20 protein-coding genes are annotated in these 22,925 nt (G+C 61.1%); 12 read left to right on the top strand and 8 right to left on the bottom strand.

The window, feature by feature from the left end:
• Window positions 1–3 precede the first annotated feature (3 nt).
• Genes ACP2AU_RS03710 through ACP2AU_RS03700 form a run of 3 tightly spaced genes read left to right on the top strand, consistent with a single transcriptional unit; the run spans window position 4 to window position 3,487 of the window.
• Window positions 4–960 carry an ABC transporter permease gene (locus tag ACP2AU_RS03710; protein ID WP_426374585.1) on the top strand — a complete coding sequence of 319 codons (957 nt, stop codon included), beginning with the start codon at window positions 4–6 and terminating at the stop codon, window positions 958–960.
• The gene (locus ACP2AU_RS03705) at window positions 957–1,856 is read left to right on the top strand and encodes an ABC transporter permease (RefSeq protein WP_426374583.1); all 900 of its coding nucleotides are present in this window, start codon (window positions 957–959) and stop codon (window positions 1,854–1,856) included. The genes ACP2AU_RS03710 and ACP2AU_RS03705 overlap by 4 nt, the downstream gene beginning before the upstream one ends.
• Window positions 1,853–3,487, top strand: a complete 1,635-nt coding sequence (locus tag ACP2AU_RS03700) for an ABC transporter ATP-binding protein (protein WP_426374581.1) — start codon at window positions 1,853–1,855, stop codon at window positions 3,485–3,487. The genes ACP2AU_RS03705 and ACP2AU_RS03700 overlap by 4 nt, the downstream gene beginning before the upstream one ends.
• Here the strand turns inward: ACP2AU_RS03700 and ACP2AU_RS03695 are convergent.
• The gene (locus ACP2AU_RS03695) at window positions 3,468–4,346 is read right to left on the bottom strand and encodes a LysR substrate-binding domain-containing protein (RefSeq protein WP_426374579.1); all 879 of its coding nucleotides are present in this window, start codon (window positions 4,344–4,346) and stop codon (window positions 3,468–3,470) included. The two genes, ACP2AU_RS03700 and ACP2AU_RS03695, sit on opposite strands and share 20 nt — an antisense overlap.
• A 105-nt stretch (window positions 4,347–4,451) precedes the next feature.
• Between ACP2AU_RS03695 and tmpA the strand changes: the two genes are divergently transcribed.
• The 6 genes from tmpA to ACP2AU_RS03665 all read left to right on the top strand — a co-directional run bounded on the left by tmpA (window position 4,452) and on the right by ACP2AU_RS03665 (window position 9,563).
• On the top strand, window positions 4,452–5,630 hold the full coding sequence (gene tmpA / locus ACP2AU_RS03690) for a 2-trimethylaminoethylphosphonate dioxygenase (RefSeq protein WP_426374577.1): 1,179 nt from the start codon (window positions 4,452–4,454) through the stop codon (window positions 5,628–5,630).
• Window positions 5,630–6,208 carry an HD domain-containing protein gene (locus ACP2AU_RS03685; protein WP_426374575.1) on the top strand — a complete coding sequence of 193 codons (579 nt, stop codon included), beginning with the start codon at window positions 5,630–5,632 and terminating at the stop codon, window positions 6,206–6,208. Before tmpA ends, ACP2AU_RS03685 begins: the two co-directional genes overlap by 1 nt.
• Window positions 6,209–6,295: 87 nt before the next feature.
• Window positions 6,296–7,141 (top strand): EamA family transporter, encoded by an 846-nt coding sequence (locus tag ACP2AU_RS03680; protein ID WP_426374573.1) that lies wholly within the window; start codon window positions 6,296–6,298, stop codon window positions 7,139–7,141.
• Between the two features lie 91 nt (window positions 7,142–7,232).
• Window positions 7,233–8,237: a 23S rRNA pseudouridine(2604) synthase RluF gene (rluF, locus tag ACP2AU_RS03675; protein WP_426374571.1), complete on the top strand. Its 1,005-nt coding sequence runs from the start codon at window positions 7,233–7,235 to the stop codon at window positions 8,235–8,237.
• Between the two features lie 85 nt (window positions 8,238–8,322).
• Window positions 8,323–8,955 carry a MarC family protein gene (locus ACP2AU_RS03670; protein ID WP_426374569.1) on the top strand — a complete coding sequence of 211 codons (633 nt, stop codon included), beginning with the start codon at window positions 8,323–8,325 and terminating at the stop codon, window positions 8,953–8,955.
• 35 nt (window positions 8,956–8,990) lie between these two features.
• Window positions 8,991–9,563, top strand: coding sequence for a gamma-glutamylcyclotransferase (locus ACP2AU_RS03665; RefSeq protein ID WP_426374567.1), 573 nt, complete (start codon window positions 8,991–8,993; stop codon window positions 9,561–9,563).
• On the opposite strand, the gene ACP2AU_RS03660 is transcribed toward ACP2AU_RS03665, so the two are convergent.
• Window positions 9,491–10,474, bottom strand: a complete 984-nt coding sequence (locus ACP2AU_RS03660; protein WP_426374565.1) for a DMT family transporter — start codon at window positions 10,472–10,474, stop codon at window positions 9,491–9,493. The genes ACP2AU_RS03665 and ACP2AU_RS03660 overlap by 73 nt on opposite strands.
• Window positions 10,475–10,611: 137 nt before the next feature.
• On the opposite strand from ACP2AU_RS03660, the gene ACP2AU_RS03655 reads away from it, so the two are divergent.
• The gene (locus ACP2AU_RS03655) at window positions 10,612–11,559 is read left to right on the top strand and encodes a LysR family transcriptional regulator (RefSeq protein ID WP_426374563.1); all 948 of its coding nucleotides are present in this window, start codon (window positions 10,612–10,614) and stop codon (window positions 11,557–11,559) included.
• Between the two features lie 28 nt (window positions 11,560–11,587).
• Here ACP2AU_RS03655 and ACP2AU_RS03650 read toward each other — a convergent pair whose 3' ends face one another.
• On the bottom strand, window positions 11,588–14,089 hold the full coding sequence (locus tag ACP2AU_RS03650) for an acyl-CoA dehydrogenase (protein ID WP_426374561.1): 2,502 nt from the start codon (window positions 14,087–14,089) through the stop codon (window positions 11,588–11,590).
• 241 nt (window positions 14,090–14,330) lie between these two features.
• Between ACP2AU_RS03650 and ACP2AU_RS03645 the strand changes: the two genes are divergently transcribed.
• Window positions 14,331–15,974 carry a methyl-accepting chemotaxis protein gene (locus ACP2AU_RS03645; protein WP_426374559.1) on the top strand — a complete coding sequence of 548 codons (1,644 nt, stop codon included), beginning with the start codon at window positions 14,331–14,333 and terminating at the stop codon, window positions 15,972–15,974.
• On the opposite strand, the gene ACP2AU_RS03640 is transcribed toward ACP2AU_RS03645, so the two are convergent.
• Together ACP2AU_RS03640 and ACP2AU_RS03635 are read right to left on the bottom strand one after the other, a co-directional pair.
• Window positions 15,964–16,854, bottom strand: a complete 891-nt coding sequence (locus ACP2AU_RS03640; RefSeq protein WP_426374557.1) for a prenyltransferase — start codon at window positions 16,852–16,854, stop codon at window positions 15,964–15,966. The genes ACP2AU_RS03645 and ACP2AU_RS03640 overlap by 11 nt on opposite strands.
• Window positions 16,855–16,883: 29 nt before the next feature.
• On the bottom strand, window positions 16,884–17,771 hold the full coding sequence (locus tag ACP2AU_RS03635; protein ID WP_426374555.1) for an AEC family transporter: 888 nt from the start codon (window positions 17,769–17,771) through the stop codon (window positions 16,884–16,886).
• 186 nt (window positions 17,772–17,957) lie between these two features.
• Here ACP2AU_RS03635 and ACP2AU_RS03630 point away from each other — a divergent pair, with 186 nt between their 5' ends.
• Window positions 17,958–19,151 (top strand): MalY/PatB family protein, encoded by a 1,194-nt coding sequence (locus ACP2AU_RS03630; RefSeq protein WP_426374553.1) that lies wholly within the window; start codon window positions 17,958–17,960, stop codon window positions 19,149–19,151.
• Here the strand turns inward: ACP2AU_RS03630 and ACP2AU_RS03625 are convergent.
• The 3 genes from ACP2AU_RS03625 to ACP2AU_RS03615 all read right to left on the bottom strand — a co-directional run bounded on the left by ACP2AU_RS03625 (window position 19,139) and on the right by ACP2AU_RS03615 (window position 22,867).
• The gene (locus ACP2AU_RS03625) at window positions 19,139–19,663 is read right to left on the bottom strand and encodes a carbohydrate-binding protein (protein ID WP_426374551.1); all 525 of its coding nucleotides are present in this window, start codon (window positions 19,661–19,663) and stop codon (window positions 19,139–19,141) included. The two genes, ACP2AU_RS03630 and ACP2AU_RS03625, sit on opposite strands and share 13 nt — an antisense overlap.
• A gap of 81 nt (window positions 19,664–19,744) precedes the next feature.
• Window positions 19,745–21,091 (bottom strand): succinylglutamate desuccinylase, encoded by a 1,347-nt coding sequence (locus tag ACP2AU_RS03620; protein WP_426374549.1) that lies wholly within the window; start codon window positions 21,089–21,091, stop codon window positions 19,745–19,747.
• Window positions 21,092–21,229: 138 nt separating this feature from the next.
• Window positions 21,230–22,867 (bottom strand): MBL fold metallo-hydrolase, encoded by a 1,638-nt coding sequence (locus ACP2AU_RS03615; RefSeq protein WP_426374548.1) that lies wholly within the window; start codon window positions 22,865–22,867, stop codon window positions 21,230–21,232.
• Window positions 22,868–22,925 lie beyond the last annotated feature (58 nt).

Below are 22,925 nucleotides of genomic sequence, written 5' to 3'. Positions count from 1 at the left end.
TTCATGGACAAGCTGTTACTGACTGTGGCCAAGCGTTTGGGGCTTGGCCTGTTCACGCTTCTGGTGATTTCCCTGATCATCTTTCTGGCGGTGGATATGCTGCCGGGCGATATCGCGACCGAGATCCTCGGCCAGATGGCGACCCCCGAAGCGGTGGCGGCCATCCGGGAGGAACTCGGCCTCAATCTACCCATTTACGAACGTTACCTGGACTGGCTTGGCGGCCTGATGCAGGGCGACCTGGGGCAATCGCTGGCCACTGATCGGCCGGTAGCATCGCTGATTGACGACCGCCTGATGAACACGCTCTACCTGGCCGGGCTGGCGGCCCTGATCTCGGTGCCTCTGGCACTGGGGCTGGGCGTGCTGGCCGCGCTCTACCGCAATACGTTGGTAGACCGGGTGGTGTCTGTGTCCAGCCTGGCGGCGATCTCCATGCCGGAGTTTTTCATCGCCTATGTGCTGATTCTGTTTATCTCGGTACAGCTTGGCTGGGTGCCAAGCCTGTCCAAGGTGGACGTGGACCAGTCCTGGCTGGAACGCCTGCAACTGATGATCCTGCCGGCGATTACGCTGACCTTCGTCACCTGTGCGCATATGATGCGCATGACCCGGGCCACCCTCATCAACTTGCTGTCCAGCCCGTACATCGAGATGGCGCGCCTGAAAGGGTTGGGGCCCTGGCGCATCATTGTCCGGCATACGCTACCCAATGCCTGGGCACCGATCGTGAATGTGGTGGTGATGAATATCGCCTATCTGATCACCGGTGTGGTGGTGGTCGAGGTGGTGTTTGTCTATCCCGGGCTGGGCCAGTTGATGGTGGATTCCGTGGCCAAGCGCGACCTTCCGGTGGTTCAGGCGGCCAGCCTGATTTTTGCGGCTACCTATATCCTGTTCAATCTGATTGCTGACGTGGTGTCGATTGTCAGCAATCCCAAACTGTTGCATCCGAAATGATGAGTTCCAACAAAGCTTCAATAACGATGGACGGCCACTCGGCCAACGCTGGCAAACGGCCGGCTCTTTGGCGCCGGTTTGCCGGCGCGGTTATTCAGGCCCCGGTGTCGGCGCAGCTGGCGCTGCTGGTGGTGGCGGCCTATCTGTTTGTGATCGTGTTTGCCCCCTGGCTGGCGCCTTTTGGTGAAGCGGCGGTGGTCGGCGACGCCTATGCCCCCTGGGGCGGTGAGTTCTGGCTGGGTACCGACAGCCTGGGGCGGGATATTCTCAGCCGGATGATCTACGCCGCCCGCAATACCGTGGGCATCACCTTTATTGCCACCGTGCTCGCCTTCTTCATTGGCGGCGCGCTTGGCATGGTGGCGGCGGTCACCGGTGGCTGGGTGGACCAGACCCTGTCCCGCCTGGTGGATATCCTGATGGCCATTCCGTTGCTGATCTTTGCGCTGCTGCTGCTGATGATTTTTGGCGGTTCGGTAATCTCGCTGGTGTTGATCATCGCCTGCCTGGAGTCCACCCGGGTGTTCCGTCTGACCCGGGCGGTGGCTATGGATGTGGCGGTGATGGAGTACGTGGAAGCAGCCCGGTTGCGGGGCGAAAGTATGCTTTGGGTGGTTCGGCGGGAAATTCTGCCGAACATTCTGGCGCCGCTGACCGCGGAGTTTGGCCTCCGCTTCTGTTTTATCTTCCTGCTGGTCAGTTCGCTGAGTTTCCTGGGCCTGGGGTTGCAACCCCCAACTGCTTCCTGGGGCGGCATGGTGCGTGAAAACGTCATGTTGATTACCTTTGGCAGCATTACGCCGCTGCTGCCGGCTGCCGCCATTGCCATTCTCACCATTGCGGTGAACCTGATCGTGGACTGGTTCCTGAACAAGACAAGCGGGGTGTCCAAATGACGCAGAGCACCAATAAGGAACACGCGCAGCCCATCCTCGAAATTCGAGACCTGGTGATTGAAAGCCGCAGCCGGTCCAATCCCCAGAAGCTGGTGGACAACATCAGCCTGAGCCTGAAGCCGGGTGAAGTGATGGGCCTGATTGGCGAATCCGGTGCCGGTAAATCCACCATCGGGTTGGCGGCCATGGGCTATGCCCGTGACGGCATGACCATTACCAACGGCCAGGTGCTGTTTGATGGCGAGGATTTGCTGGCCCTGCCGGATCGCAAGCGGCGCCCATACCGGGGGGCCCGTATTGCCTATGTCGCCCAGAGTGCGGCAGCGGCCTTCAATCCGGCCCATAAACTGATCGATCAGTATGTGGAGGGTGCTGTGCTGCACGGCGTGCTGTCGGAAGCACAGGCGCGCCGGGAAGCGGTTGCCCTGTATGAAGAGCTGGGGTTGCCAAGCCCGGAGACCTTCGGCGAGCGCTACCCTCACCAGGTCTCCGGCGGGCAGTTGCAGCGGGCCATGGTGGCCACTGCCATGGCCTGTCGCCCGGATGTACTGGTGTTCGATGAGCCGACCACCGCGCTGGATGTGACCACTCAGATCGAAGTGCTGGCGGCGATCCGGAAAACCATTCGCGATCATCACACCGCAGCACTTTACATTACCCACGATCTGGCCGTGGTGGCCCAGATTGCAGACCGGATTATGGTGCTGCGCCGGGGCAAGATGGTGGAAGAGGGCGAGACCGGGCAGCTGCTGGAGTCGTCGGCGCAGGCCTATACCCGGGATCTGCTCAGTGTCCGCAACCTGCACAAGGAAGAGACCCCGGCCAATGCCACCGTGCTGTCCATTCAGGGCGTATGTGCCGAGTACCGTCGCGGCACTCCGGTTCTGAACGAGGTTTCAGTGGACGTTGAAAAAGGCCGCACCGTGGCGGTGGTGGGGGAGTCGGGCTCTGGCAAGAGCACCCTGGCGAGGGTAGTCACTGGCCTGCTGCCACCGACTGACGGCGCCATCAGCCTGCATGGCGAGACGCTGCCGGCCAGGCTCCAGGACCGCGATCGGAAAACCTTGCAGCGATTGCAAATGATTTACCAGTTGCCGGATACCGCACTGAATCCGCGCCAGAGGATTCGTGACATTATTGGTCGCCCTTTGCAGTTCTACCACGGTATGCAGGGTCAGGCTCTGGAAAAACGCCTGCGGCAACTGATGGACATGACCGAGTTAAGTGCAGGATTTCTCGACCGCTGGCCGGCGCAATTGTCCGGTGGTCAGAAGCAGCGGGTGGGCATTGCCCGGGCGCTGGCCGCAGAGCCGGACCTGATCATCTGCGATGAGGTCACCTCGGCTCTGGACCAACTGGTGGGCGAACAGATCCTCAACCTGCTGTTATCCCTGCAGCGGGAGCTGGGGATGTCTTACCTGTTCATTACCCACGATCTGGGCACGGTGGATGCCATTGCCGACCACGTGGTGGTGATGCAGAAGGGCCGGGTGGTAGAGCAGGGCGCCAAACACGATGTTTTTGCGCCGCCTTACAAGGATTACACCCGGCTGTTGCTGGATTCGGTGCCGGAAATGGATCCCGGCTGGCTGGACAAGGTGTTGGCAGAGCCTAACTTGCAAGGCCGATAATCCAGTGCCAGACGACCTGGGTCTCGGGCTTGACTGGCTTGCGATGATCGCGAGTCAGCCAATGCCCGGTCTTGGGGCGTAACTCAACGTCTGACAGCCTCACCAGCGTGCCTGCCCTCAGCTGACTCTCTACCAGCGGCAGCGATGCCAGCAGAATACCCGCCCCCGCCTGGGCCGCTTCCAGGGCCAGCACAAAGCTGTCGAAGCGGAACACCGGCGTGGCCAGTGGCGCTACACCGGCCGCTGCACACCATTCCGACCAACCCGCCCGGGCACCGGCCAGCCCGATCACCGGCAGTTGCCGCCAATGCGACACCGTATCCAGCAGCGCCGGAGCGCACACCGGCGAGAGCCGCTCTTCCAGAATCAGCTTGCGCTCAACGCCGGGCCAGGCGCCGTCTCCATAGTGGATCTCCAGATCCGCATTCTCCATTTCGTAATCCACCGGCCGGTTAATTGTGGCAATAGACAGGTTGATCCGGTGCGAGCGCACATCCAGCTCGGGCAGCCTCGGCGCCAGCCAGCCGGCAATCAGCGATACCGGGGTGGCGATGGTAACGGTGGCGTGCCGGTTGGTGGCGAACAGGTCGCGGGTGGAGGCAGCAATGGTCTCGAACGCGGAACGCACATGGGGCATATAAGCCGCTCCGTCCAGGGTGAGCTCCACGCCGCGGGGCAGACGATGGAACAGTTCGGAGTCGAGCCGGTTTTCCAGATAGCGGATTTGCTGACTTATGGTTGCCTGGGAGCGCCCGAGCTCTTGCCCCGCAAGGGTAAAGCTCTCGAGGCGCGCGGCGGCTTCGAATGCCTGCAGCCAGCTCAACGGCGGCAGTGATTGGTTAATCGACAGACTATCCATTAGAAAATTGTGCCCTTAGTGCCATAAATGATTGTTTTTATAATAGCGAGATGCTCAGTAGGATTCATCCCGCGCTAGAAAACAGAATACTGAAGAGAGAGAGACATGCTGGGTTTGAGCAACGTCAAAACGCTTGCCGGGGGCAAGGGGGTAGAAGTGGAATGGGCGAATGGTAGTACGGCCCGATTCCATGCCGTCTGGCTCCGGGACAATTCTCCTGATCCTGAAACTTTGTCGCCGGGTAACGGCCAGCGGCTGATTCGTATTCAGGATGTGCCGGAAGATGTTGCGGTCAAGGCTGCAACCGTTTTTGATGATGTTCGATTGGAAATTGTTTTTTCGCCGGAAGACAAGGTGGTCACCTTCGATGCCGCCTGGTTGATGGAGCACCGGTATGACCGTCCTGAAACGGCGGACACCGCTCCCGGGTGGACCGGCGTAGAGGTTGTGCGCTGGGGCGAAGAGCTGCAGGAAAAACTGCCTGTGGCGAGCTTCCGGGAAGCCAACCGCAATGCAGACGAATTACGCCGCTGGCTGGCGGATGTGCGCCGCTACGGTGTGGCCAAGATGACGGATATGCCGCTGGAGAGCGGTGCCATCTGTAAAGTGGTGGAGTTGTTCGGCTACCTTCGGGAAACCAATTACGGACGATTTTTCGAGGTCCGCACGGAAGTAAATCCGGTCAATCTCGCCTACACCGGGTTGGGCTTGCAGGTACACACCGATAACCCGTACCGGGACCCGGTCCCGACGTTGCAGTTGTTGTCCTGTCTGGAAAACTCCGTCGACGGCGGTGACTCGGTGGTGGTGGACAGTTTCAAGGCGGTGGAGCTGCTACGTGGCGAGGCGCCCGAGGCGTTCAAGGCACTGAGCTCGTTGCCGGCAAACTACACCTACGCCGGTACCGGCGATGTGATGCTTCGGTCCAAGCGGCCGATGATCGAGCTGGGGCCGGATGGTGAATTGTTGGCGGTGCGTTTCAACAACCGCTCCCTGGGCCCGCTGACCGACATCCCCTTCGATCAGATGGAAGCATTCTACGATGGCTATCGCAAGCTGGCTGAGATCATGGAGCGGCCGGAGCTGGCGGTTACCTTCAAGCTGCAACCGGGGGAACTGTTCATTGTTGATAACACCCGGGTGACCCATGGCCGGGTGGGTTATGAGGGCAGCGGTTCGCGCTGGCTGCAAGGAGCCTATGCCGACCTGGATGGCCTGCGTTCGACCCTGGCGGTTCTGGAACAGCAGGCAACGCAGGAAGAACAGAACGAGGTAGTGGCGTAATGGCCTTTGAATCTCTGAATCGTGACAACGTGGTGGATTTCCTGGCGGACATTTTTGCCCGCCGGGGGGGGGAATCCTATATGGGCGAGCCGGTGAGTATGTCCGAGCATATGCTCCAGAGCGCGGCACTGGCGGAAAAGGCCGGGGCTCCGGACAGCCTGATTGCGGCATCGCTGCTGCATGACATCGGGCACTACACCAGTGAGTTCCCGGAAGAATCGCTGGAGCAGGGGCAGGACAATTACCATGAAACTGCAGGCGCCGATGTGCTGACGGCATTCTTCCCGAAATCGGTGCACGAGCCGATCAAACTTCACGTGGCGGCCAAACGTTATCTGTGCGCCACCAATCCCGAGTACTTCAACCGCTTATCGCCGGCCTCGGTTAACTCCCTGAATGTCCAGGGCGGCCCCATGTCTGACGAGGAAGTGGCTGATTTCGAAACCCACGAATACTACCGGGACGCGCTGCGGCTGAGGGTGTGGGATGACGAGGGCAAATTTGCCGGTGCCCAGACCCGTAGCTTTGACGACTATCGCCCACTGCTGACCGGGTTACTGGTGGCCACAGAGCGCTAAGCGAACTCCGCGCTAAAGCGAACACTGAGTCACAACAACGCCCGCGACCCTGACCTGTCGCGGGTTTTCGGTTTATGGAGAGTGCCAATGGACCCTTGGGTAGTCGGCCTGGTGCTGGCTGCGGCAGTGATGCACGCGGGCTGGAACACACTGGTGAAGAGTGGCGGCGCACCGTTCGTCCGGCTGGCGATTACCAATGGCTTCGCGGCCATTGTCATGTTGCTGCCGGCGCTTTACCTGGGTTTCCCCAATTCAGAAAGCTGGCCCTATCTGTTCGGGTCGATGCTGGTGCATCTGGCTTATTACCTGCTGCTGGCCTACGGCTACCGGCTGGCGGACCTGTCGCTGGTGTATCCGATTGCCCGGGGGTCGGCGCCGCCGCTGGTGGCGCTGGGCGCGTTTTTTGTTGCGGATGAGCGCCTGAGTACCCTGGGTGCCGTCAGCATTGGGGTGGTTTCACTGGCCATCGCGCTGTTGGCTTTTCGGGTACCGGGCGGCAAAGGCAGCGGCCGTTCGGTGCTGGTGGCCCTGGCCATTGGGGTTTCGATTGCCTGTTATTCCATCCTCGACGGTATGGGCGCCCGCCTGTCCACCAATACCATGGCGTACATCGCCTGGATGTTTGTGCTCGATGGCGTGCTGTTGCTGGTCTGGGGTGGCGCCCGCCACGGTCGCCAGATAGCCGGCTTTTTCCGGGATCACTGGCAACAGGGTCTGGCCAGCGGCGTTATGTACCTGACCGCCTACGGTTTGGTGGTCTGGGCGATGTCTGTGTCGCCCATGACCTATGTGTCGGCGCTGCGCGAGACCAGCGTGATTATTGCCGCGTTGATTGGCGCCCGTTACCTGAACGAACCCTTCGGCGGCCGCCGCATCGTGTCGGCCTGCCTGGTGGCACTGGGCGTGGTGATGCTGCAGTTCAGCCAGCCCTAGGGCCGCCCGCTGGTTGCCGTCTCGCGGCTGCAATGGGATGATGCGCGGGTCGCGCGACCCTTCATCCACTCTTTGAATCCGGCAGGACGTCATGGCCAACAGGACCTCTACCCGTCTGAACAAATACATCAGTGAGAGCGGTCTGTGTTCGCGCCGTGATGCAGATCGTTTTATCGAGCAGGGTAATGTCCATATTAATGGCCGGCGGGCGCAGGTGGGCGACCAGGTGCTGCCGGGCGATGTGGTGAAGGTGAATGGCCAGGTGGTGGAACCCAGGGATGAAGAAAATCTGGTGTTCATTGCCCTGAACAAACCGGTGGGCATTGTCAGTACCACCGATAGCGCCGAGAAAGACAACATCCAGCGCTTTGTTGGCCATAGCGAGCGTATCTTTCCGATAGGCCGGTTGGACAAGGATTCCCAGGGGCTTATTTTTCTCACCAGCAATGGCGACCTGGTGAACAAGATTCTGCGCGCGGGCAACAACCACGAGAAAGAATATCTGGTGACGGTAGACAAACCGGTTACCCGGGAATTCGTGGAGGGCATGAGTAACGGGGTGCCGATTCTGGGCACGGTCACCAAACGTTGCAAAGTCGAGAAGGTGTCCCGTTTCGTGTTCCGCATTACCCTGGTTCAGGGCCTGAACCGCCAGATTCGCCGCATGGCCGAATACTTTGGCTACGAGGTCACCAGGCTGGAGCGGGTACGGATCATGAACGTTAGCCTGCGGGGCTTGCCGGTCGGTGCCTGGCGCGATTTGAGCGAACAGGAACTGGCGGTATTGTTCGATTCTATCCGGGATTCTTCCTCTGAGGCCGCCGCCCCTTCCGCCACTAAACCACGAAAGAAAGCAGCCGGCGCCAGGCCCGGCGGCGCGCGACCGGGGTCTGCGGGTAAGCCGGCCAGGGCTGGCGGCAAGCCGGGTGCCGGGTCGCCCGCAGGTAAGGGGCGAAAGGGGCCCGGTGGCCGGCCCGGAAACAAGCCCGGAGGTAAACCCGGCGCGGGCCCCAAAAACAGTGGTCGTGGCCCCGGGCCAAAGGGGAAGCCGTCCCGTCCCGGCAAGCCCCGCAAGCCGTCCATCAAGAAGCGCTGAGCGCCCATAGGTTCTCTTCCTTACGGCAGAAAAGCCAGGTGGGCGCTATGCTTGACTGCCTAAACCCCGTACCGGATTTGCCCGAATGTTCGAAACCTTTTTCTCCACTTACCTCAGCAGCACCATTCGCATTCTGTTTCTGCTGGCACCGTTTTTTGTGGTCACCATGTTTCTGGCGCTGACCCGCGGCCTGCCGGCCACCGAAAAGGCCTCTATCATCCGCCGGGCCTGTGTTTCGGCCTTTATTCTGGGTGTGATCCTGTTCTTTGCCGGGCCACTGCTGTTTAACGCCATCGGCATCACGCTGAACTCATTCCGCATTGGTGCCGGCAGCCTGCTGTTCCTGACCGCCATCAGCCTGGTGAACAGTGGCACCCGTAACCACGCCACCGGCCTGCCAGAAGAAGACCGGGACGACATCGCGGTGGTGCCGCTGGCCATTCCTGTGATGATCGGGCCGGCCACCATTGGCGCTATCATGGTGTATGGGGCGGAACTCAAGGCGATGCCGGAAGTGACCGGGGGGTTGCTGGGGCTGTTGTCGGCCCTGCTGATTCTGGCCGGGTTGTTACGGTTGTCCAGTTATCTGGAAAAAGCCCTGGGTAAAACCGGCCTGAACATCATGTCCAAAATCAGTGGCTTGATCCTATCCGCCATGGCGGCGGAAATCGTGCTGACCGGTATTGCCGGGTTTATTGCCAGCACGTCGGCCGCCTGAGACACTCAAAGACTTAGTGGCAGACTGGATGCATCATGGCGGCTAACACCATTGAACATAACCGTAGTCGGTTCAATTTCGAGGGCGTTGAGGCCATCTGGCTGTTTGGCTATGGCTCGCTGATCTATAAGGTGGATTTCCCGTTTCTGGAGAAGCGCCCCGCGACGATTCACGGCTGGGCCCGGCGCTTCTGGCAGGGCTCCCATGACCATCGGGGCACCCCGGAGGCTCCGGGGCGGGTAGTGACACTGGTCGAGCAGCCCGGTGTGGCCTGCAAAGGCATGGCTTACCGGGTATCGCCGAACGTGTTCGAGTATCTGGATGTGCGGGAGAAAAACGGTTACCTGCGGTTTCGAACGCCGATGACCTTTGAGGACGGCAGCCATGCCGAAGGGCTGGTGTACATAGCCACCGAAGACAACGAAGCGTTTCTGGGCCACGCGCCGGAGCCCGACATCGCCGCCCAGATTGCCGGCTCAGCGGGCCCCAGCGGCCCAAATTCCGAATACCTGCTTCGGCTGGCGGACTCTTTGCGTCAGTTAGACGCCGATTGCCCGCATACCTTTGCCATTGAGGCCTGTATCCGCGGTTCGTCGGTCTCCGGGTAGCGCTCCTGGGCGTTTGCCGGCTCGTCGTTCCGCTCCCGTTTAGCCGGGTTGAAGCCCCGGGCGGGTGACCGCTTGCGGTTGCGCAGGCCAATCAGCACCAACGGTACGATGATCATCAGGCTGCCGACCATGAACCACAGGTCGGGCACTTCGCCAAACCATATCCAGCCAATGGCGACCGCCCAGATCAGCCCCGTGTACTCGGCACTGGTCACCTTATTGGCATCCACCTGGTGGTAAGCCAGCAATACGGCGATGTTGTAGCCCAGAATAAAGAATGCGGAACCGGCTGCGCTGATCAGCATTTCCGGGTGCCATTCGGCGCCTTCCCACAGGGCCAGTGCCCCGGCCGCCGGAACAATCAACAGATAGTTCAGGAACAGCTTGTGCACGGTGCTTTGTTCTTTAGGCAGCTTGCGCACCAGCACGGCGTTGATGGCCAGCGTCAGGGCGGACACCAGGGCGGCGATGGCCGCCCAGTTGAATTCGACCGGCCGCAGGATAACGATGATGCCGGCAAAGCCGCTGATCACGGCGGCCATACTCAACCGCGAGAGCTTTTCACTGAAGAATACGGCAGACAACGCCATCACCATGATGGGCGCGGCATAAAACAGGGCGTTCGCGGTGGCCAGGGGCAGGTTGGTGAGCGCAATGACCATCACCAGGATGCCGGCCAGATGCACGTGTGCGCGGAGTGCGTGAATGCGGAAACCGCTGAACAGGTGGTCACGATTAAGCTTTCCAAGCAACGGCAACAAGAACACCAGAGTGATGATGAGGCGCAAAAAAGCGAACTGGAAAACGGACGCACCGGGCTCCAGAGTCTTGATAAAGATGTCAGAGAGGATGGCCATGGCATTGCCAATGACCAGCAAAAGAATGGCGCTGTTGACGGTTTTGCCGGACATAGTTCCTCCTCTGTTTTCCGCGTGTGATGGGTGAAGCGGCGGACGGCTCCATAAGCTGTGAAGAGGAGTCTATCTGTGCTTTACTATCCGATAAAATGATGATTATTGGCCACCCATTAAAAAATTAGATAGCAAAAATGAAACTTCCCCCCCTCAAAGCTCTGCCGGTGTTCGAAGCCGTGGCGCGCCTGAACAGTTTCTCGCTTGCCGCCGAGGAGCTGGCCATTACCCAGAGCGCCGTGAGCCATCAGATCAAGCAGTTAGAGACCTATCTGGGTGAGCGCCTGTTCTGGCGGTCTGGCCGGGCGGTGACGCTGACCGAGGAAGGGCGGCAGTACCTGGATGCCGTTGGGTCTGCGTTGTTGCAGATCGAACGCGCCAGTGAGCAGTTGCTGGGCCATGAGGAGGCGCGTTTGCGGTTGTCGGTGTTCAGTTCTTTTGCCGTGCGCTGGCTGGTACCAAGATTGCCGGAGTTGCAGCGGCTGCACCCGCAGATTGATCTGGCGCTGGAGATGAGCAGCGAAAATCCGCTGCTTTCAGACCGAGTGGCCGACTGTTTTATCACCATTCATACCCGGGTGGCGGCCTACAGTTACGAGCATTTGTACACGGAACGGTTGTTTCCCGTCTGCAGTCAGGACTACTGGCAGCGGATACGCCGGGAGTTGGGGCGGGATGTGGAGCCGGAAGGGCGGGATGAAAAGCCGCTGTCGCCGGAAGAGATTGCCCGGTTTCCGTTGTTGTCCACCCACAGCATTTTCGACCGGGCGGCAGGCGACTGGCAGGCCTGGTATCGTGAAATCGATGAGCCGGTGCCAACCGGCGCCCGCGTGCAGCATTTCAGCCATATGTTGCTGGCGCTGGAGGCCGCCCGGTTTCACCAGGGCATCGCCCTGACCAACGATTACATGCTGAGTACGCGGAAGGATTCCGAGGACTTTGTGCGCTTGCCCACGCATTCGGTGATGACCGGCGATAAGTTCTACTTCGCCTGGAAAACCAGCCGACGGCGCGAGCGGGGTATCCAGACGCTGCGCCGATGGCTGGTGGATGAGGCTATCCGGGGCGGGCTGAGGCGCGAATAATCGCCCCGCAGCCGCCTTGTTGAAGGCCTCAGGACTTTGCCGGCCGTTCCACCACTGTCCGTTTGCCTTTTGCCGCTTTGGCCAGAGCCTTGAGGCCATCAGCATCGAAGGCATCCACCCGGATCACGTCGTAGAGCGCGGTCAGGGCTTCTTCCAGCTTCGGACACTCGTCAGCCTTGATGATGCCCTGGGCACAGGCCCAGTCCACCAGTTCCTTGCGTTGATGGCCCATGAGCAACGCGATGCCGTCCAGCTCGTCTTCATCGCGGTTGCGAATGGCCTCGTGCAGGCGCTGGCGCATTTCTGCGGTTTCGTGGGCCAGCTGGTAGGCATTGAGCACACGGCCCAGGGGATCGCCCGGGTCGGTATTGACATAGGTACCCCGGGTGATGCGCTGGCGCACCTGGGTGTCGTTCACGATGGTGGCGGCTACCCGCGCGCCGAGCCTGTCATCAGGGCGGTTCAGCCCGGTGGCACCCAGCGGGAAGACCAGCAAGCGTAGCGGCCAGCGCAGTGCTTTGACCGGGAAGTTGATGATGGCCTCACGCAGGGATTTCTGCAGATCGTGCAGGCAGGTTTGCAGGCACCACTCCACCAGATCCCGCTGGTCTTCCGGGTAACCTTCCTCGTGCCATTGCTTGATCACGGCGGTGGCGTAATACAGCTGTACCAGACAGTCCGCCATCCGGCCGGACAGTCGCTGGCGGGCCTTCAGGCCACCGCCCACCGCAAGCAGGGTGACGTCGGTCATCAGGGCAAACCCGGCCGAGAACCGGCCCAGCTGGCGGTAATATTGCTGGATATCGCCCTTCTGTGGCGCACTTTCCAGCCAGCCTTTGCTCAGACCCAACACCAGGGCCCGCAACGCGTTGCGGGTGGTGTGGGCCAGATGGCGGTAGAAGATGCCGTCGAACTTCTTCGCTGCTTTGTCTTCATCTTCCATACCCGCCGCTTCGATTTCCTCCACAATGAAGGGATGACAGCGGATGGCACCCTGGCCGAAGACCATCAGGCTGCGGGTGAGGATGTTCGCACCTTCCACGGTAATGCCGATGGGCACGGCCTGATAGGCCCGGGCCAGGAAGTTGCGGGGGCCGGTAATCACGCCCCGGCCGGCCACCACGTCCATGGCATGGTTGATCACTTCCCGCATCAGGTCGGTGTTTCGATATTTCAGCACCGCCGACGGTACCGACGGGCGTACGCCGCGGTCCAGCATACCGGCAGTCAGCAAACGTGCGGCGTCCATCATGTAGGTGTAGCCGGCGATGGGTTCCAGCGCTTCCTGTACGCCCTCAAACTGGCTGATGGAACGACCAAACTGCTCGCGGGTGTAAGCGTAGGAGCCGGTCGCCAGGCTGGCGACCTTGCCCGCGCCGGTGCCCAGGGCAGGCAGGGAGATGGAGCGGCCGATCGACAGGCACTCAAGCAGCATTTTCCAGCCCTTGCCCAGCATATCCTGGCCGCCAATGATCTGTTCCATGGGGATAAACACCTCGGTGCCCCAGGTGGGCCCGTTCATGAACACGGTATTCATGGGCAGATGGCGGGCGCCGGCGTTCACACCCTCGGTTTCCCGCGGGACCATGACACAGGTCACGCCGAGTTCGTCTTGCTCGCCCACCAGATGTTCGGGGTCGTAGACCTTGATGGCAAGCCCGATCAGCGTTGCCACGGGAGCCAGGGTGATGTAGCGCTTGTTCCAGGTGACTTTCAGGCCCAGTACTTCCTTGCCGTCCCACTCGCCCTTGCAAACGATGCCCTTGTCGGGAATGGCGCCGGCGTCGGAACCGGCCACTGGCGAGGTCAGGGCAAAACAGGGAATGTCTTTGCCCTTCGCCAGGCGCGGCAGATAATGCTGTTTCTGCTGGTCGGTGCCATAGTGCATCAGCAGCTCACCCGGGCCCAGCGAGTTGGGCACCATCACGGTGACGGCCGCCGACACGCTGCGGGTGGAAATCTTCATCACGATTTCGGAATGGGCGGTGTTGGAGAAGCCCAGGCCACCGTCTTCCTTGGGGATCACCAGGCCAAAAAAGCCCTTGTTGCGAATGAATTTCCAGACCTTGTCCGGCAAATCGTAGTGCTCGTGGGTGATCTGCCAGTCATCCAGCATGGCGCAGAGCTCTTCGACCGGGCCGTCCAGAAACGCCTGCTCCTCGCTGCTCAGGTGGGCCGGTGTCGCATCCAGCAGTTTGTCCCACTCCGGTTTGCCCGAGAACAGCTCGCCATCCCAATCCACCGAGCCGGAACTTAACGCTTCCCGCTCGGTGTCCGACAGCTTCGGCAGGCGGCTGCGAACCCAGCCCAGCAGTGGCCGGCTGAATTTATCCAGGCGCAGGTCGCCGGGCAGGGTTACCAGTAATGCCAACGCCAGCAGGATGCCACCGATCAGAAAGCTGAGAATGTGCCAGTCGTCCTGGGCGACGCCAATCAGGGTGGCGGCCGACATGACGACGGCGGCGGTTTTGCCGCCAATACTGAAATAAATCAGCACCAGGGCGCTGAGAACAAGGAGCAGAACGCTCATGGGCAGACCTCCATATCACGAATTAAATCAGTCAGATTTGACTCTAACCATCGGTCAAAGTTCAGTCAGTTGCAAGGCAATACCGCCCGGTGAGCGGGTGTCCGGGCTTATTCTTGATCTGGTGCGCTTGGAGTCGCTGCGGTACTGAAATAATAATTTACATATTCTTTCAATTCCCGTTGGCCTATTTCATTTATCTATCGTAAATCACTCCACGTTTTTCTGAATCTGGAGTGTTTTTATGTCGGGTCCATTGACCGTTGCCAAGCGCCTGGCCCTCGGGTTCGGGTTGATTGTGTCGTTAATGGTGGTGATCTCGGTGATTGGTAATCACGAGGTGGGGTTCATGAACAAGACCCTGAACCAGGTGAACGAGGGGGCTGCCCTCAAGCAGCGCTATGCCATCAACTTCCGTGGCAGTGTGCACGATCGGGCCATTGCCATCCGAGACGCCGTGCTGGTTGACCGCGAGGTGGAATTGCAGCGGCACTTGCAGGACATCGACCGGTTGGCCGCGGTATACCGGGATAACGCCCGGAACATGGACCAGATGTTTCAGAACCAGGGGGCCGGTGAGCGGGAAAGTGAATTGCTGGATAACATCGAGGCCATCGAACGCAAGACGCTGGATCTGACGGCGCAGGTGATTGATCTGCGCCAGAACGGCCGGGTCGAAGCGGCCCGGCAGCTACTCTTGCAGGAGGCGTCGCCGGCTTACAGTGAGTGGCTGGATCGAGTGAACGCGTTTATCAATTACCAGGAAGATGACATTGCCCGCGATCTGGATGCGGTGCGCGAGGCCGCCAGTGGGTTCAACCTGATGATGATTTCGATAACGGCCGTCTCGGTGTTGTTGAGTGTGCTGGTTGCCACGCTGATTATCCGGAATCTGAAACGGATTCTCGGTGCTGAACCGGAAACCGTGGCTGAGGCCATTCGCCAGCTTGCCGACGGCAGTCTGGACCAGCAACTTGAAACCCGGCATCCCAACAGTGTGATGGGCGCATTGGTAGACACCATCGAGCGCCTGACGGGTATTATCCAGGAGGTGCGCTCCGCGTCGGACGAACTGTCCGGGGCGTCGAAAGAACTGGAAGCCACCTCTGACAACAACAGCCAGCAGATTCGCCTGCAGGCCACCGAAGCCGAGCAGATGGCAACCGCGGTGAATCAGATGGCGGCCACCGTGAACGAGGTGGCAGGATTTACCGCCAGCGCGGCCACGGCCACCCAGAAAGCGGATAGCGAGGTAGAGACCGGCAACCTGGTGGTGCAGGAAACCGCGATCTCCATCACCGGCCTGGCGGACAAGCTGGAGCAGGCCGCGGCCTCGGTGAACCGGGTCTCCGAGGACAGCGGTAATATCGAACAGATTATCGAGGTGATTAACGCGATTGCCGAGCAGACCAACCTGCTGGCGCTGAACGCCGCCATCGAGGCGGCCCGCGCCGGTGAACACGGCCGGGGCTTTGCGGTGGTGGCCGACGAAGTGCGGTCTCTGGCGTCCCGCACCCAGGAATCGACCCGCGAGATTCAGGACATGATCGGCAGGCTGCAATCGGGGGCCGGTCAGGCGGCCGGTGAAATGGAGGAAAGCCGACAGTTAGCCGGTGCGACCGTTGAAAAAACCGGCGAAGCCGAGCAGGCACTGGGCCGGATTCGCGAGGAAATGGCCTCGATCAACGACATGAACGCCCAGATTGCCAGTGCCGCAGAGGAGCAGAGTTCCGTGGCCGAGGAAGTGAACCGGAACATCGCCCGTATTCACGATGCCACCATTGAGACCTCGGCGGGTTCGGATCAGGTGGCCGGTTCCAGCCGGGATCTGGCGGTGCTCGCCGGGCAGTTGCAGGCCCGGGTCAGCCGCTTCCGCCTCAGAGGCTGAGGCCGGCCATCAACAGTGCCAGGGTGGACAGCAGCACCGCCACGTTGGTCCCCAGTACCCGGTTGAGGGCCTCGGGTGTAGTCAGTACCCGGGGCAGGCGGGCGCCAATCCACAGTGCTGCGGGCAGGGAGGCAAAAGCCAGGAGCGTGGTCGGGGGCAGGAAGCCGCCCAGGGCACCGGCGGCAATCACGGCGTAGCTCGCCAGCAGCAGAGCGGCGACCAGCCGGGCGGCCTTCTCCGGGCCAAGGGTAATGACCAGGTGGCGGCGGCCGATCTTGCGATCGGCCTCGGCGTCGGGAATCTGATTGATCAGCAGCAGTTCACTGACCATCAGCAGGGCGACCAGCGCGCAGAACAGCGCGGCCGTGTCCAGTCGGGCGCCCAGTGCGATGACCGTGCCCAGTACCATGATCGGGCCAAAGCCCATGCCGGGGGCCAGCAGGCACAGCAGCGGCGAGCGGGTAATCCAGCGGGTATAGGTAAGCACCAGCATCACACCGGCGGCCCCGAGCACCAGCATCGGCAGGCCCCGCAACCAGAGAAAGTACAGCCCGATGCTTACCACCAGCAACAGCGTACCCAGGCCTGCCCAAAGCACGCCCCGGGCCGCGGAAGGCGTTTCGGGCAGGGCGCCACTGCCGCCCGAAAATGGCGTGCGGCGGGTGATCATGTCCAGGCCTGAACGGAAATCATCGTATTCGTTGAGCAGATTCACGGCGGCGTGGGCGAGCACGGCCCCCAGAAAGACCAGCGTGGTATGCAGCAATTCGGGCTGATGGCCCTGTTGCCAGGCAAGGGCCAGTCCCAGGCCGGCACACAGTGGTGCAAGCAGCAGAAAATTCGGGCGCGAAGCGCGGACAACCGCGACAGTTTCTGACATTTATCAAGTCTCCGGAACAGGCAAAAAGCTTACACGTACCCTGCCCCGAATACCAAACCCAGAACGAGGGGCATCACCACCAGGCTGCCCAGGTTGCTCAGCAGCACCAGGGAGGCCACGGCATGGGGTTCCTGCTGGTACTGTTCGGCCACCATGTAGTTGAGTACGGCTGGCGGCAAGGCGGCGAATACCCACAGGCTGGCGACTTGCAGCCCCGGCAGGTTTAGCAGCGCAATCATCGGCCAGGCCAGAATCAGCCCTGAGAGCGGGCAGGCGATGGCACCGATCAGCCCCAGCTTCCAGTCACTGAAGTCTACATCCAGCATTCGCACCCCCAGGGCAAACAGCATCAGGGGAATACAGACGCCGCCCAGCATATTCAGGGTTTCCAGAAGCCAGCCGGGCAGAGCAACGCCACTGAGGTTGACCGCCAGGCCGGCCAGGCTGGCGAAAACAATGGGCAGCCGCAGGCGGCGGATAATGGACGTATGGGGGTCGAGTATGTACAGGCCCACCGAGAAATGCAGCAGCATTTCCACAATGAACAAGACAATCGCCGCCGGCAGGGCCGATTCCCCGAAGGCCAGCACCAGAATCGGAATGCCCATATTGCCGGAGTTATTGAACATCATCGGTGGCAGAAAGGTTTTCAGATTCAGGTTCAGCAGTTTCGCCACCGGGTACAGGATGACCCCGGAGCCCAGAACCACCACCGCCGCAGCCAGGGCCAGCCCGCTGTATTCCTGCAGCGGTGCCTGCTGATCTGCCAGCACAGCAAACACCAGCATGGGCACAAACAGTTCCATGTTCAGCACGTTGAGGCCCTGGATATCCGGTGTTCGATAGCGACCGTACAGAGCGCCGCAACCGGCAATCAGGAACACCGGCAGCATGGTGGATAGAATCTGGCCAATCATGGGTGAGCTCCGGTCACGGTTTGGATTACACAGGCAACGAATCGGTTAGGTTCGCAAGTATCAGGCCGGTTGGGCAAGCGAAACTCGCCAGAGTTAGACCAAAGCCGGAAGCCTGCCGAGTGGTTGCGGTGGTGGCAGCGGACTACCACAATAACCGATCCCCAGAGCCAGTAAACGGAGCAGCTCATGAGCACCAGCGTTTTCGACAACCCCATAGCCCGGGAGCACACGTGTTCGGTCAAGTTTGATGCCCGAAAGGCGGTGTTCGGCCGCGAGGATGTGATACCTGCGTGGGTGGCGGATATGGATTTTCCGGCGCCGGAGGCGGTTACCCGGGCGTTGGTGGCGCGGGCGCAACATCCGGTGTATGGCTATACCCTGTTTCCGGACAGCCTCTACGAGGCCATGATCCAGTGGTTCGAGCGCCAGCATGGCTGGGCGATCAAGCGTGAATGGATTGTCATGGCACCGGGGGTGGTGCCGTCGTTGAATGCGGCGTGTCTGGCGTTTGCCCGGCCGGGCGAGGGCGTGATTGTGCAGCCTCCGGTGTACCCGCCGTTTTTCAGTTCTGTTCAGGACACGGGCCGGACCGTGATCGAAAATCCCTTGCAGGCTGATGATACGGGGCAGTGTCGAATGGATTTGCACCACCTTGAACACTGCGCCGCTCGGCCGGAGGCCAAAGTACTGTTGCTGTGCTCACCGCACAACCCGGTGGGGCGGGTGTGGAGCCAGGCCGAACTGGCGTCGGTGCTGGACATTGCCCGTCGCCACGGGCTGGTGGTTCTGTCGGACGAAATTCATTGTGACCTGACCTACCCGGACAAACCCGCTCATACCGTGCTGGCAACCCTGGCGGAGGCAAACGATGCCCTGATTACCGCGGTCGCGCCGAGTAAAACCTTCAATATGCCCGGTCTGGGCCTGTCGGCTCTGGTGATTCCGGACCCGGAGCGGCGCAACGCCATGAAGGCCGAGTTTGAGCGCTTGCACCTGCCCCAGTGCAACCCGTTCAGCGTGGCCGGCTTTGAGGCCGGCTATCGCCACGGCGGCCCCTGGCGCGAGGCGTTAATGGCGTATCTTCAGGAAAATCGCGATTACGTTGTCAGGGAAGTGAACCGCCGGCTGCCGGGTGTCTGCACCTCGGCGCCCGAGGGCACCTATCTGGTCTGGCTCGACTGCCGGGGGCTGAAGTTGGACGATGCCGCCCTGAAACGCTTTTTCGTGCAGCAGGCCGGTGTCGGGCTCAACCCCGGGCCAAGTTTTGGCGAGCAGGGTCGGGGGTTTATGCGGCTTAACATCGGTTGCCCCCGGGCCACACTCAGCCAGATCCTGGACCGGGTCGAGTCAGCGCTGCTGGCTGCCGGTTACGGCAACTGAGTTTCCAGCGCGCAGTGGTCCTTCACCAGTTCCCAGTAGGGGGGCGTCTTCGTGCCGGGCATATCTCCGGTGTTTGGGCGCAGCGCGCGCCAGATCTTGCCGCCGTGGCTGGCTTCGCTGCCAGCCTGATACTCTTTCGAGAACAGCCATTGGTCCGGGCGTTCGCACAGGCCATTCACTTCGCCGACGGTCGTATCGGGCGCTTCCGGGCCATTGCCCGCGGGATTGGCACCGGGTTGCGCCACCGGTGCCACGTTGTCAGCGCAGTCCGGTGTGGCATCCAGCTGTTTCCAGTCGAAGGTAATGCCGGGCTCCAATCCCTGGTGTAACTCCCGGGATTCGAACCATTGCCCCTGGTGATGAACCACCGAACCTTCCGGGTAAAACAGGGCGTCATTCCAGCGTACATCGTCCGGGTCGCAGGGAGCCGCGTTAACACTCACGGATAGCGCAGCCAGCATCAGGGTGATGATGACTTGCCGTAAGCGTGCGGTGTTTGTCTGCGTGGTCATTCAGCTCTCCTTTGTCCAGGGCGGTTAAAGACTGCCGGTGCGAGCACGGCTGGCAGCGGCCGGGCAGGGTTGGTAAGCCTGCTATTCTCCCGGTATTTGTGCCTCGGTGCCAATGTGGAATGCCGCAAACCCGGCCATCACCACCTGGTCCACCGCCATACCGATGACCCGGCCATCGGTATCGGCGCGGATCGGGTGCTGCTCGTTGGTGATGGGGTCTGCCACATAGCCCAGAATCTCGCCCTCGGAGACCGTGGCGCCCAGCTTGATCTCGCTGAACAGGATGCCACCGTGTTGTGCCCTTATCCAGGTGGAGTCGTAATAGACCGGTTCCGGTTCGCCCCAGACAAACATCCGGGAGATCATGCCGTGTTTTTCCATCAGGCTGTTGAGGCTGTTCACGCCGGCGTCGATCTGGTGCTCCTGAATGCGCAGGGATTCACCGGCTTCCAGCGTTACGGTCCGAATACCTGCCCGGGTAGCGGCGGTACGCAACATACCGGGTGAGCCGGTGCTGTGGACCACCGCCATGCTGTCAAAGCCGCGGGTGAATTCGGCAACGTCCGGATTGTTCATATCCGCCCGCAATTGCGGCAGATTGGTGCGCTTGAGGGAGCCGGTGTGAATGTCTACCAGCATATCGCAATGCTGGATCACCTTGGTGAACAGAGAGTGGGCAACGCGGTCCGCGAGGGTGCCGTTCGGGCTACCCGGGAAGTGCCGGTTGAGATCCCGGCGGTCTGGCAGGTACCGGCTGCCCTGCTGGAAGCCGGTCAGATTAACAATGGGCACGCCGATGATTCGCCCGCTCAGTTTCTCCGGATTCAGGTCGTACAGGGTACGCCGGACAATTTCGATGCCGTTGAGTTCGTCACCGTGAACGGCGCCGGTCAGGCACAGCGTTGGCCCCTGGTTTACCCCGTTGACCACCAGCACCGGGGTAATCTGGGACAAGCCGGCTATCTGGATGCCCGGTGACCAGGCCAGACGGGTGGCGGTGCCGGGCAGAATGTCTTTGCCCAGCAGGGTGAAGCTCTCGGCGGGCACCGGCGCCACCGCCTCGGGCTCGTTGCCGCTGCCATCGGTAACCTCTGGCTTGGGCTCTGGTCGTGGCGCAACCTCTTTCAGGTCGATGTTGGGGGCAATATCGCGGGGTGTGTCCGCCTTATCCGGGGCGGGTGCGGGCTCTGGCCCGCGGTCTTTCCCGGTGTTTGCCACCGGGCTTTCCCCAGACTGCGGGGCGCCCCGGCGGGGTTCGGAATGCTCAACATCCTCAACATTCTCATCTTCGGCCAGATCGGTTACTGCCAGCGAGGGCGCACCGGCCTCCGGGCTGGCAGTTTCTGCCAGAACGGTGGGGGCGGTTATAACTGGTATGGATGATGTGAGTGCGTAGATGATTGCAGATCTGAGCCTTGCTCGAAGCATAAGTCCTCGACTACCTGAAGATGTGGCCCCAAGGATAAGGCCGGGCATCGATCATGCATACGGCTGTGACAGAGGTTTAATACCGCTTTCATGAAAACCGGCCATCCGCGTCGCACCTCTGATCGCAGGCAAACAGGTTTAGCCCGGAACCATGGCGTGCCATAGGCCGTCTTCCGCAAAGGCCCGGTGCTCGGCTTCCAGTTTGTGCAGATGCGCCAGGGCCGAGCGGGCGGCCAGAGCGTGAATGGCGGTCGGCACGTCGTCGTAGGCCCGGCTAGTGAGGTCTTTCAGGTTGACCGGCGAAAGTGCCTCCAGGGCCCGCCACACCTTGTGCTCGCGGGATAACCGGTGGGTGATCAGGTAATCAATGACCGCCGCCGGCTGGCCCATCAGAAAACCGTGGGCCGGGGCGATAAAGCGGATCGGTTCCGCCAGCAGGTCATACATCGATTCGATATACGCTTTCATGTCGCCGTCCGGCGGGTTAATTACCACCGTCGACCCCTGCATGATGTGGTCGCCCGAGAACAGCATTTCCTGATCGACCAGAAGGTAACAGAGATGATTCGAGGCGTGGCCCGGCGTGTGCAATACCTTCAGGATACCGGCCTCGGTGACGATCAGATCTCCGTGTTCAGGCTGGTCGTCGGGCGCGAAACCCTGATCCTGGCCGGCTCCTGCCGGCGCGGGCCAGCCGAATACCCGGCAACCGGTGCGGGCTTTCAGTTGCGCAACCGCCGGCGAATGGTCCAGATGGGTGTGGGTAACCACCACCTGATCCACCAGGCCTCCGGTCAGCTCCAGAATCCGCTCGATATGCGTCTCGTTGGCCGGGCCCGGGTCCAGCACGGTAAAGCGCTCGTGCCCGAGAACATAGGTATTGGTGCCCGGGCCAGTCATCATGCCGGGGTTCGGGGCCGTCAGCCGAACCACACCGGCGGCAACCTCCACCGGCTCGCCGGGAACAATCTCCGCCCGGGTTGACCCCTCGGCTTCCGGGTCCAGCTTGACCGCCTCGTCGTAGGCTGGCGCGTTGGGTTCCAGCATCACCGGCTTGCCTTTGCGCACCGCCGGCCAGGGCTGGTCGGGAAAGGCCTCCGGTGGATTGGCGTGGGCGTAACGCATCAGCTCGCCGGTGTTGGTGAACTCGCTCAGTACCCGCAAGGTCCGGATGGTTGGCAGCCCCAGCAGCCGCGTGCCGCTGCGATGCTCTTCCAGCGCCTGAGCGGGGGTAATCCAGACATGATCAATGGTTTCCGCGCCATCATGGCTTGCGGGCTGCTTGTCCGGCGCCACGGCCACGAAAAACCGGGTATCAAACCGGCGCGGCGGTCCCGGTGGTGTGACCCAGTGGCTTAAATACGCCACCCGATCCAGCGGCACGGTTAACCCATGCTTCTCGCACAGCTGCGCCAGCGAAACCTCTTCCTGAAACAACGCCACTCGCTCGCTGTGCACTCTGTGATCGGCACCAATCAACTGACCGGCCGCATCCTGAGCCAGCAGAATTCCCGCCTCCTCAAAACACTCCCGCACCGCGGCCAGCATATAATCAGCCCCGCCCTCATCCAGACTCATGGTCTGACTGATGTCGGCATCCTCCACACCCACCACATGAGCCCGACCCTCAGGCTCCTGCGCATTCACCGCACCCCCCGGGAACACGTAATAACCCGGTAGAAACACCGCCTCCCAGGTGCGTTGCAGAAGCAGGACTTCAATGCCGTTGTCGGTATCTCGGGTCAGAACCAGGGTGGCGGCGGGGCGGATGTTCATAAGAGTCTCTTTCTTTTTGCTGTTTTTATGGTGCGCGTACAAGGCCTGGATGAGGGCG

Source organism: Marinobacter sp. VGCF2001 (genome assembly GCF_049943275.1).
Taxonomy (GTDB): domain Bacteria; phylum Pseudomonadota; class Gammaproteobacteria; order Pseudomonadales; family Oleiphilaceae; genus Marinobacter.
This window is presented reverse-complemented; position numbering and strand designations above follow the sequence as displayed.